This window comes from Methylobacterium sp. WL6, assembly GCF_008040095.1.
In the GTDB taxonomy this organism is placed as follows: Bacteria; Pseudomonadota; Alphaproteobacteria; order Rhizobiales; family Beijerinckiaceae; genus Methylobacterium.
Window position 1 is genome coordinate 1 of sequence record NZ_VRVH01000148.1, and the last position, 10699, is coordinate 10699.

General features: G+C 61.9%; 9 protein-coding genes. 2 read left to right on the forward strand and 7 right to left on the reverse strand.

The window, feature by feature from the left end; all coding sequences use genetic code 11:
• Nucleotides 1–107: 107 nt before the first annotated feature.
• Nucleotides 108–1175 carry a TadE/TadG family type IV pilus assembly protein gene (locus FV230_RS17705; RefSeq protein WP_246694900.1) on the forward strand — a complete coding sequence of 356 codons (1068 nt, stop codon included), beginning with the start codon at nt 108–110 and terminating at the stop codon, nt 1173–1175.
• A gap of 279 nt (nt 1176–1454) precedes the next feature.
• On the opposite strand, the gene repC is transcribed toward FV230_RS17705, so the two are convergent.
• The 3 genes from repC to repA all read right to left on the reverse strand — a co-directional run bounded on the left by repC (nt 1455) and on the right by repA (nt 5039).
• Nucleotides 1455–2669 carry a plasmid replication protein RepC gene (gene repC / locus FV230_RS17710; RefSeq protein WP_147843335.1) on the reverse strand — a complete coding sequence of 405 codons (1215 nt, stop codon included), beginning with the start codon at nt 2667–2669 and terminating at the stop codon, nt 1455–1457.
• Between the two features lie 187 nt (nt 2670–2856).
• On the reverse strand, nt 2857–3882 hold the full coding sequence (gene repB, locus FV230_RS17715; RefSeq protein WP_147843336.1) for a plasmid partitioning protein RepB: 1026 nt from the start codon (nt 3880–3882) through the stop codon (nt 2857–2859).
• Nucleotides 3879–5039 (reverse strand): plasmid partitioning protein RepA, encoded by a 1161-nt coding sequence (gene repA, locus FV230_RS17720; RefSeq protein ID WP_246694901.1) that lies wholly within the window; start codon nt 5037–5039, stop codon nt 3879–3881. The genes repB and repA overlap by 4 nt, the downstream gene beginning before the upstream one ends.
• A 1688-nt stretch (nt 5040–6727) precedes the next feature.
• Here repA and FV230_RS17725 point away from each other — a divergent pair.
• Nucleotides 6728–7540 (forward strand): IS5 family transposase, encoded by an 813-nt coding sequence (locus FV230_RS17725; protein WP_147843338.1) that lies wholly within the window; start codon nt 6728–6730, stop codon nt 7538–7540.
• 212 nt (nt 7541–7752) lie between these two features.
• Here the strand turns inward: FV230_RS17725 and FV230_RS17730 are convergent, their stop codons facing one another.
• The 4 genes from FV230_RS17730 to FV230_RS17745 all read right to left on the reverse strand — a co-directional run bounded on the left by FV230_RS17730 (nt 7753) and on the right by FV230_RS17745 (nt 10513).
• Entirely contained in the window at nt 7753–8313 is a 561-nt protein-coding gene (locus FV230_RS17730; RefSeq protein WP_147843339.1) for a DUF2442 domain-containing protein, read from the reverse strand.
• A 145-nt stretch (nt 8314–8458) separates the two neighbouring features.
• Nucleotides 8459–8932: a hypothetical protein gene (locus FV230_RS17735; RefSeq protein ID WP_147843340.1), complete on the reverse strand. Its 474-nt coding sequence runs from the start codon at nt 8930–8932 to the stop codon at nt 8459–8461.
• A gap of 76 nt (nt 8933–9008) precedes the next feature.
• Nucleotides 9009–9674, reverse strand: a complete 666-nt coding sequence (locus FV230_RS17740; protein WP_147843341.1) for a hypothetical protein — start codon at nt 9672–9674, stop codon at nt 9009–9011.
• A gap of 8 nt (nt 9675–9682) precedes the next feature.
• Entirely contained in the window at nt 9683–10513 is an 831-nt protein-coding gene (locus FV230_RS17745) for a hypothetical protein (protein WP_147843342.1), read from the reverse strand.
• Nucleotides 10514–10699 lie beyond the last annotated feature (186 nt).

Genomic DNA, 10699 nt, shown 5'->3' on the forward strand with positions numbered 1-10699 from the left:
TTATTAAGGCTGGTTGTATATGCATGCCTCGTATGCTGCACGGTTTGTCCGGTTTTAAGCGGCGGCTACGTTGAGAGGTGCCCATGCAGCGGGGTAGGCAGCGTCGATTGGCTTCCTTTGTCAGGTCCGAAAGCGGCAATGTCATAGTGATTTTTGGGCTCACCCTGCCCCTCCTCGTCGGTGCGAGCGGCCTCGCGATTGACTACGGCAATGCTGTGCGTATCCGCGCTGTCGAAGCCAGCGTGGCCGATGCGACCGCCCTGCTGGTTGCGAACGCTGACACCGTCGCCGCTGCCACCGAGGGCTTGCGCCTGGCCAGTGCTCAGCTCACCTTGCAACTGGGTTCGGTCAAGACGACCAACGGCTTCCAAGTTAATGGTACGTGGGTTGATGGCGCGAACTACCGGGTGACAATCTCGACGACGGTGAAGACGAGCCTCTTGCACCTTCTACCCGGCATGCCAAGGCAGATTACAGTCGGGACTGCCACGACCGTCAATCGAGTTGCCCCTGTCTACCAGACCAGCCCGCCAACGTTTAGCCAGCTGTCACCTGAAGCTGCTGACTACAACCGTATCTACATGTACTGCTACTCGTCCGATCCAAAGCGACAAGCCCAGGCCGACAAGGGTCGCCGAGGCATAGTCGCCATTGCCGACAATGGCACGCCTTCGACAGATTACTCTAAGGCCACGTTGCCCACCTGTGGCGCCAACGAAGCGCCAAGCTATATGCTGCATAACGTTCGAAACGCTCGCAGCAACAAATCCGCATGGAACGATACGAATCAAGAAACTTACGAGTATTATACCGATATGACCATTGATACGGGAACACGCGTACAGTCGGTGAGTATGAAGGGTTATCGCGTGTACAACGGAACCACCCTGTCTCCGATTAACATGGTCTCAAATCCGATTTTGGAGACGATTGTCTGCGACACCCTGAGCCAATGCAAGAGTAAGTCGGACGGGGGCATCTTGCCGAATAGCCATACGACCCACAATCCCGCCACGGCGACCGCGAGTTGTAGCGATAACAAGTACATGTATTACGGCTGGGAAGATCGGCCGCCGAACGCCGGTAGCGACATGGACTATGACGATATTCGAGTCATCGTATCCTGTCCGACATTGGTAAAGGTCTCTGATAAGAAATTACGAATCGTTGAATAGCTTGAATATATGTAGATTGGTCACGTTGCTTGTGCGGCCGCCTCTTATGATCTTTATCTCATGGAGGCCGGCTCGCCTATTGCATATTTGGGTACCTCCTGCTCGTCGCCTGGCTAGCGCCCAGGAAGGCGTTATCCGACCGTTTTCCCGACAGAACTGCTAAGCCAGGATCGAACAGCAGCAAATGCCCCTGTTTCTGTCGGGAAAATATGACCAGCTTTCTACTGTCCGATAAACCACTATGTTTACTATCCTGACATCCAGTGTGGACATTGGCGATCAAGACGGTCTGCATTGTGCGAGACGTGCACGGTTCAGGGCCATGAGGACTGGTCCCAAGCTGTACCGCCCTGCCCTTTTACGTTCCACAAGCTTCCGCAGATAGCCTCCAGGGCTCTTGATGTGTCCGGCTCGCTGCAGGATTGCCGCGACCGTTGCGGCAGCAGTTTCTGCTCCCATCGTTGACTGCGCCTCCCGCCATACTGCTGAGCTGATGCCGAGGATTGTCCTTACTAGGTCAGAGGCTGCGACAAGATCGTGCCAGGAGCGGATCTCCGCGCCGGCGCGGGTGTAGTCCCGGATATCTGGGCAGGCGTCGAGCACCATAGCGAGAGGGTAACTTTGGTCGGTCGAGCGTGCCTTTGCAGGACGTGGCTCATCAGCATCCCGAGCGCGACTCCCGGATGCCGGTTCAGAATCAAGGATATCTATTTTTGAATTCTGTATGTGCCGCTCAGAATGGCTGTCACTGCCGTCCAAAATATAAGATTCTGATCGCGGAATGAGGACGTTGCCCACATCAGCAACAAGCATGGCTAGACTTCGCCGTATAGCTTTCAGATCGGTTGGGCTTGGTGTCCGGGGTATCGCCATAACGATGGACGCGTAGCGGGCTCGCAGCGCTGTCCAGTCCCCCTCGTGGCCGCCCTCTACGCCTGCGGTGATCATCTTGGCTGCGTCGCGACGCAGGATCGTGACCTGTTCACGCGCGAGCCGCAGTTCCCGGCGTTCGGCCTCGACGATCTTGGCCTGTTGCTTGAACTCGCACGCTCTAGAGACGATCGGCGTGAGATCAAATCCGAAGGCATACGTGATCTCACCGCCTTGTCCTTTCCTGGCGTAGCGCTTGCCGTTCGGGCTGTCTCGACGGATTACGAGGCCAGCCTCGACCAATGCACCCAGATGCCGCCTGAGCGTTGTCTCAGCCATGCCGTGGGCGCGCAGACGAAGCTGCTCGTTTGATGGGAAGACGACAAGATCGCCCCCCTGCCCCGCGACCAGCGCCGTTTCAGGATGGAAGCTGAGAAGCGCGTTAAGGACGGCAAGAGCCCTGTCGGACACACCGATAGCGTCCTTGGCCTGGGCGATATGCCGAAACACTGCCCATTTGTTGACAGTGGTTTCAGGTGAGCACGCAGCGGCGGCTGCCTGCGCCTGTAGATGCGCAGCCGTTAGCGGCCGGCGCCCGAAGGGCGTCGTGATGTGAAGGTTCATGGTCTCTGCCGGGCACCGGGCAAAGACAAGGCGTCCGCCGAATCGGCGCGAAATCGTTTGACGATGTGCCGGGAGATGTGCTTCTCTGCGCTTGCTTAGGGACTACAGAGAGGGCCTTCCGGACGCGGTTCGGGGGGCCTTGTCTTTTTCGAGTGCGTCGTCTCCCTGGTTCGTGTTGTGGATCGGGTTACGCCTCGCCAGCCCGAACGGCGGCGAGGATCTCGGGAAGCCGATCTAGGAGAGCGGTACCGAGTTTCGGCTCCAGCTTCTCATCGATCGACAGAATGAAGCGGCCGCTGCTGCGCTCAATGCGCGCGACCTTGCGTCCCTGCTGGTCTTTCCAGACTTCTGACTTCGCCTTCGGCGCAACCTTCGGACCGAACGCCTCCAGTGTAGCAGCAAAGCGCTCATCAGTTGGCTTAGCGATAAAGCCCGGATCACTGATCAGCGTGCCGATTTCAGAAGCGCCCGTCGACTTCAGCCGCTCCGCCAAAAGCAGCCAACGCGGACGACCAGCCGCCGGGGCGGGGCCGATCGCGCACAGGACCTCCTGGGGTACCGTTTTTGCGACCGCAATCAGGGTCGAGAGATCCCCCTTCCCCACTCCCATGGCGGACATAATTGTATCGCGGCGAAACCCGTGGGCTTCGAGTCGCAGCGCGAAGAAAGCTCGCTCGATGTAGCTGAGATCGCGTCGCTCCAGGTTCTCCTTACCCTGCGCAACGACGAGTTCTTCATCTGAGAGCGGTCGGACAACAGCTCGTATAGGGCGCCCCAGGATCAGTGCAGCGCGAGTCCGCCGTCGTCCATAGGCGATCTGAAAGCGTCCGGTTGTCTCCGGATGTGGTCTCACAAGCACGGGGACCTGCTGCCCACTTTCTCGGATGCTTTCTACCAGGCCAGGTAGGGTGGGATCATTGGCATCAGAGACACGATCGGCAATGAAGGAGTCATCGACAAGTCCGGGATCCAGATCCACTATGAGCGACCCAGCCTCGATCTCGGCCGCTACATCGGCTCTGGCTGCCAGATTGCGCAGGGTTGAACCCATCGTGCGTACGGCGCCGGTTCTGCGGCTTTCAAGCACGGGGGAGGGAGAGTTTGCACCTGCAAACTCTGCTTCTCCAGGGACAAGGTTTGCAGGTGCAAACCCCTCTGGCTTTGCTCCCTGCTTCGAACCAAACAAGGCATCTAGGTTCGTCTTGCGGTTCATGCGCGTCCCCACGCCTTCCGTATAAGGCCCTCGATCTCGGCGTTTACTGCATTCAAGGCCTCAAGCGCCCTGTCGTAGGTCGAGCGTGTAATGGCGTCCCGGCCAATCTCGTAGAGGGTCTGCTTCGACAAGCCGGCATCCGAGACTGCAGATGACTTCAGCATCGGTGCTGTAAGAACGGCATCATCGAACAGGGTCCGGAGCATCCCAACGATCCGCGTTTGTGGCGCGTCCTGCTGCTCGTAGCGCGTCACAAGATAGCGAAGCCAATCGTACTGGAGATTGCCGCCGGCCTCCGACACAACGCCGAGCAGATCCTCGGTCATCGCCAGGAACTGGCTCATGGACGCCACATCCAACATCTGGGGGTGGACGGTGATAAGCAGCGCAGTCGACGCACATAGAGCGGAGAGGGTCAGGTATCCGAGCTGCGGCGGACAATCGATCACGACAACGTCGTAGCTGGCTTCTACGGACTCTATCGCTTGTGCCACTCGGTCGAAAAACAGAGGCTCGCCTGCACGGCGCTTGTTCAGAGCACGCGGCGTCTCGTGCTCGAACTCCATCAACTCAAGGTTCGCAGGGATTAGGTCCAGACCTGTGAAGTAGGTGTGCCGAATGACGTCGCCCAACGGGCGGCGAGAATCATCGTACCGAATCGCCCCATATAGCGTTTCATCGGTATCGACATCCAATTCTGGCTGAACACCAAGGAGAGCCGATAAGCTCGCCTGCGGATCGAGGTCGATCGCCAGAACGCGATAGCCCCTTAGCGTCAGAGATTGGGCAAGATGGGCGGTTGTCGTCGTCTTGCCCGAGCCACCCTTAAAGTTAGCTATGGCGATGACTTGGAGGTGGTCACCTTCCTGACGATGCGGCTGGTAACGTCTTCCGCTGCGCGTATTCTCGTCAAGATAAGCGCGAATGCCATGGATGTCCGAGAGAGTGTAAGAACGTCGCCCGTTTGGCGAGACGTCAGGCTGCGGCCCTAAACCTTCCGCGGCGAGTTGCTGGAGCCGAGATACAGTAACACCAATAATTCGAGCAGCTTCTGAGGAGGAAAATCGGCGCAGGGTCTTGGCTGATGTAGGAGGAAACAGCCCTGACGAGATCGCCTGAAGCTGCTCGCGCAACACGGCTGCATGGTCACCGATCATCGCCGCCGGCGAAACCGTTGGCTGCTGCGGAGGCGATTTGATTACCGCGTGCTGGTTCATCCTTACGGACCTTGCTTGCAGAAAACTCGCCAAATTGACGTAGCAGCTACAATTCAACCGAATCAAGGATGATTCGCAAGCCCGATAAGTGCGGAAAGTGTAGCTCTTCACGAACCCGTCGCGGGTCGCCTGTTCACCGCTCAGGCGGTCATTACCCCAACCGCGTACGTCAACGGCGATTAGGTTGGTGACATCCCGAGCACGCTGCCGAGGCTGTGCCAGGGCTCCGGTACGTTACGAGTGTCGTCGAGCCCATAGACGGCGGGCAGGGCGATGAGCTTGAGACGAAGGGCACGTAAGCCTGGAGTCGGCTGCGCTACCAGCAGACCGCCGACGACTCGGATAGCGCGGGCTGTGCTGTCCTCGTGGCGCTGAGAAGCGTCGAGACCGCACACTCCGGCCGCCCTTGCCAAGCCCGCTGTCGCCTTCAGACCTGGTGCTTGAGGGCACGTGTGCAGGGTCCAGGCCGCAGATGCCGACCGATTGTGTCGGTGTCCGTCGCGTAGAGCGGAGGTGAGTCGAGCGATGTCGGAAAACGCACTTGCGGAAATCCTTGCCGCACGACGAACGTTGCTTCCAGCCTTTCGATACGCGCCTGCGCACGCTTGTGAGCGGCCATGATCTGTTGGAATTGCGCGAACGGCCGTGGGTCGGATCATAGCCAGCGTCCCCAGTGGGCAACGTCGGAGTGTTCGCCGATACCGAGAAAGGGGCCGTGGCAAGCATCACTAGCAGTCGATGGCGCGTCGGCTTCGCGACACCTGACCACCCGCGGTGCCCGGGCGTGCGGTGCCCTCAAGGGAAGGGTCGTCGCTCACGCGGCACCTCCAACAATTGATGCGGGAACAAACAGATGTCCGAGCTTTCGCACGTTCTGGGCGGAACCCGCCTCGGTCGAGGACTCAGGCGACGCGAGGAACTGCGCGGCCTTAGAGGCAAGGGAGGCTGCGGTGACGAGTGCACGGGGATCGTCACGCACGAGCGGCAGCCAGCCGGCCATATAGGCGGCGTGGTTGGTGTGTGACTCAGGAGCTAGGCCGAAGCCAGCAAGGATGAAGGTTGCCCCAAATTCGGCAACGAGTTCTTAGGCGGCGTAGGCACGGTTGGCGAATGGGGTAGTAAGCTGCTGGTCGAGGCAGTAAGGACGCTCGCGTCCAGTGTGCGAGTTCATGCACCAGCGTTGCGCAGAAGCCCTCCACCGAACGAAACAAGATACGACCCGGCGTCTGGATCTCGTCACGGGCAGAGAGTTAGCAGGTGGTCTTACCTATCCGGATGACTGTGAATAATCTACCGACCACCGGCGACATTCGTTGCTGGGCCAATCGCTGATCGGCCATCATCACAGCGACAAGCACTGTTGGCGACACTTTGTTCGGATCGAGAATCTCTAATACCCTCGCTCATTGAACGTTATGGAACCTGATCCGACCTACCGTTCGATATCGTGATTACGATCGCGAACGCGTTTCGGACCAAGACGGCCGAGATGCTGGGGAGCCATGCCACCAGGCGGCGAACCGCCGCCGACACAGAGCTTAGAGCCCGTCCGATAACATCCGGCAGGGGTTGAGTGGCCGGGATGGGGGTGATTCCAGAAGGGTGCTGAAGCCTGATCTGGATGTACCATGTGGACCCCGACCACTCGCCGGCAGCATAGCCGTTCGCGCCTGCGCTACGAAACCGACCTGACCGATGCGGAATGGGCCGTGATTGCGCAGCTGATGCCGGAGCCGGCCTCGTGCGGTCGGCCCGCCATCTGGACGATGCGCGAGATCTGGAACGCGATCTTCTACGTGCTGCGGGGCGGCATCGCGTGGCGGATGATCCCGAAGGACCTGCCTCCGCGCAGCACGACGTTCGGCTACTTCGTGCGCTGGCGCGACGAGGGCCTGTTCGGTCGGATCAATCATCACCTCGTCATGGCGGATCGCAAGCGGGTCGGTCGAAGCGCCTCGCCCACCGCTGCAGTGCTCGACAGCCAGAGCGTGAAGACCACCGAGAGCGGAGGGCCACGCGGCTACGATGCCGGAAAGAAGATCAAGGGCCGCAAGCGGCAGGCCCTGGTCGACACGGACGGGCGTGCCCTCGTCCTCGACCCGCAGTCCGCCAACGTGCAGGATCGCGATGGGGCCGGACCGGTGCTGCGCCTGTCGCGGCGGACCTTCCCGTTCATCGCCAAAGCCTTCGCTGATGCAGGCTATGCGGGCGACAGGCCCGCGACCGCAACCATCATCACCGTCGACATCGTGCGCAAACCCAAGGATCAGGTCGGCTTTGCCGTGCACCCACGCCGATGGGTGGTCGAACGCTTCTTCGGCTGGATCAGCCGCAACCGCCGCCTTTGGAAAGACCCGGAGGCGACCCTCGCCTCGGCCCAAGCCTTCCTCTACGCCGCCGCCGTCATGATCCTCGTCCGAAGGCTCGGCCGAGCGTCATGACTTATCGGACGGACTCTTAGAGCTGGTTGCGCTCGACCACTACCGAGGCCTCGTGCCGATGCCGGGGCAAGCCGACATAGACCTCGCGCGTTGGTGCTGGCCCCAACACACATCACCGCTGCGGAACAGGTTCGCCGCCATCGTGATCTGGCTTCGGTAACTGTCCAGACCGCCTCGAAGAACTGCTCGCGATCGAAGAAGGCTGCTTCGGCTTACACCTCAAGAGGATGGTTAAATCTCCCCCGCCAAAGCATCAGCGCGGACAGGTCGACATCGAGCCGCGGGAAGAACACGCCGAGACCGTAAGGGGACAGCTCGACCTCGCTCAGCTCAGCGGTCGAGGCATAGGCCAGCTCCTCGAACACGCCGAGGTCGATCAGGTGCACGTCGGAGGGGGAGAATACGACCTCCAACAGCCCACGCTCCGGCAGGTATCTGGTCGAAGCGGCGACGCCGGGGTCCTTGAGGATATCCTCGCCCAAAGACACCGCCCTCTGCCACGCTACCTCTGTGACCGTGTGATGGGTGCGGTCGCACATCCCGGGGTAGGACCGGGCAATCTCGGCCGCGAAGCTGTCGCACTGCTCCTGAGTAAAGCCATGGCACTCGTTCAACGTCACAGGGTAGCACGGGTATTCCGCCTCCGGCATCGGATTGAGCCGTACATAAAACGACGCCTCGCATCCATGGCCGACCACGTGCACGCGGTGAGCGATGTAATCATTGACCTGCGTCGAGGCGCGGATCGGCGAAAGGGAGAGAGCTTGTGTCATGACTACAATATCGTCGATGACCGAAGACCTCACAACGCTGACGAGGGGCCTCGGTTAACGCGATAGCCTCCTACAACCGAGTAGCCGATCATAGGAGGACTGATGATTTCGCGAGTACCCACAGGCACGCCGGGCCGGCGGACGCCTAGTCTGTATGGGGTTGATAGACGCCTGCAGCGTCGCAGACCATTACCGTCCGGAACAAGGTCGGTGGTACGGCACCCTGGTAGATGAACCAGGTCCGCGCCTTGGCCTTGCCGCCGCCGGCCGCGCTTAACGCGGTGAGCCAGTCCGGGGATAGGCGCTTCCTGGCCCATGGCAGCCAGGACTTCAGGCGCCGGTCCGAAGAGGGGATCGCAACCTCGATCCGGACGCGGCGCTTGTCGGGGAAGCGCGCGCCCTCCGATAAAGCTTCACCGAAGGAGCGCCGGTACGCTTCGCGCTCCTCGACGGTGAGCACGTGCCCATCTGTCAGGCCATGGCCTTCGGGAGCCGTGTCGCTGGTGAACCATACCGCGTTGTCACCCTGCGTTTGGGTCAGCGGCACGTCACCCTTGGTCAAGCCCTCGGCCAGGATCGCATCGAGGTATTCCAGGGCGGTGAAGTGGTACAGGATCACGGGTGCTGCATCTCATAATGGACTGCTCTGAGCCATCGTCACCTGGACGATGGTGACCTGCGGTGGCAACGACTGTTCAGGGTTGAGCGGTGGGTGGCTTGGCCACCCACATCGGGATGCGGCAGGCGCGTCGCCCACCCTGCATCAGCACCTCGCCCGGCGTCTTGCAGACCCCGAGCGCGGCCTTGAGGTCGTTCCAGCGCATCAAGTCCGCCCAGGCGAGTGCGGTTTCAGGGCTCTCGCGAAAGGCCGCGCGCACATCCGCCTCGACCCCAGCGAACCGGGTACTGGCGGCACGGTCCGTGAGGAACCACCCCGACCCTGCTCCGAGGCCGAGCGCCACGAACAAAGCGAGCGCCGCACGGTAGCCGGCGCGCCGCTCCCCACCCCGTACGCATCGCGCGAGCGCCGCATCGGTCGCCTTGACGATCGCGTCGGAGATCTGCTCCACCACCGCGACCTCGGTCGCCGCGCAGGTGGCTCGGAACAGCTCAGCCTCGGCCTCGGCGGCCTCCCTCCCTTGCGTCATGAGATCGCCGACCCTCTCGACCATGCCGTTCATCATCAGGGCGAGTGCGATACGCTGCGCCCCGAGGTGTTCGATCACGTGAGCCAGTGCTTCGACGAGAGGACTGAGCGGATCACCGGGTTGAAGCCCGGCGGCATGCGCGGCGGCCCGGAGGCCCTGCGCGAGGGCCTCCGTTTCCGCCTGTATTTGTGCCTGGGAGGGCGCGTTCGTCATTCCCGCGCTCATAGGAGCCAGTCCGAGACCGGCGCGAGCGCGATCTGCGTACGCCGGCGCCAAAGCGCAAGCTGCTGGGCCGCCCAGGGCCCGAGCGGCGCCACACCATCGGGCACACGCCCCGCGAGCGCATGGGCCAGGCCGAGGCCGCGCTCCTCCATCTCCGGGGCACAGTCGAGCCGGGGCAGGCGCACGAGCCTTGCACCTCGCGCAACTGTCGCCGCGAGGATCGGATGCGCCCCGATCGTCGCGGCGAAAGCCGCGGCAGGATCGCGGTTCGCGGGCACGGTGCCCTCGTTCAAGATCAGCACCGTCATGGGTGCTGCCAGCCCGGCCTCCTCCACCGCAGCAACGTGAGCGAGATCCTCGACCGAGGCGCCGAGCAGGTGCACCACGACGAGGTCCACGCCCATGTCGTCGAGCCAGGGCAGCAGTTCCTGTTCCTTGGCGGTACGGCGCAGGGCAAGGTCGCCTGCGCCGAGGTCGAGCAACGCGTCGGTCTCCCCACTCACGATCACCGCCTCGATGAAGCCGGCGATCCAGCCGCGCATTTCGCTCTCGTCGGCGGAGGGTGGCGTGCGCACCCCGGCGAACCGGGCCGCAAGCGATTGGTTCTGCCGATCGCCATCGCCCACAAGGAGCGGGCGGCCGGTGTTGAGCGCGGTCGCGATCAGGTACTCCGACAACCAGGTCTTTCCGCGCGTCCCCCGCCCGACGGGCACAATGATGCGCGGACGGCGCGATGCAGAGGTGTCGGCCTCCGCCACCTCCGCCGGGGGATCACCCGCCGCCGGAGTCGCCATCTCCACAATGGGCCTGATCTTCGATTTCGTGGTCATGGTCGCAAGCCTTTTCGGGCACGGCAGCAGCCGCCGACACCTCAGCGAGTTCGGGACGGGAGGGGCACGCGCAACGAACCCATCTCCGTGAGGACGCGCCGGATCTGCTCGGTGGCCTCCACGACTTCGGGTGTGGCCTCGGAGGCGGCTGGTGCCGCGGCGTCCGCTCGGGCCGGGGCCGGGGCG

Coding starts and splice junctions, on each gene's coding strand:
- repA (WP_246694901.1), bottom strand. CDS start 5,039: ATGATCGGTGACCATGCAGCCGTGTTGCGCGAGCAGCTTCAGGCGATC.
- FV230_RS17740 (WP_147843341.1), bottom strand. CDS start 9,674: ATGACGAACGCGCCCTCCCAGGCACAAATACAGGCGGAAACGGAGGCC.
- repB (WP_147843336.1), bottom strand. CDS start 3,882: ATGAACCGCAAGACGAACCTAGATGCCTTGTTTGGTTCGAAGCAGGGA.
- repC (WP_147843335.1), bottom strand. CDS start 2,669: ATGAACCTTCACATCACGACGCCCTTCGGGCGCCGGCCGCTAACGGCT.
- FV230_RS17725 (WP_147843338.1), top strand. CDS start 6,728: ATGTGGACCCCGACCACTCGCCGGCAGCATAGCCGTTCGCGCCTGCGC.
- FV230_RS17730 (WP_147843339.1), bottom strand. CDS start 8,313: ATGACACAAGCTCTCTCCCTTTCGCCGATCCGCGCCTCGACGCAGGTC.
- FV230_RS17745 (WP_147843342.1), bottom strand. CDS start 10,513: ATGACCACGAAATCGAAGATCAGGCCCATTGTGGAGATGGCGACTCCG.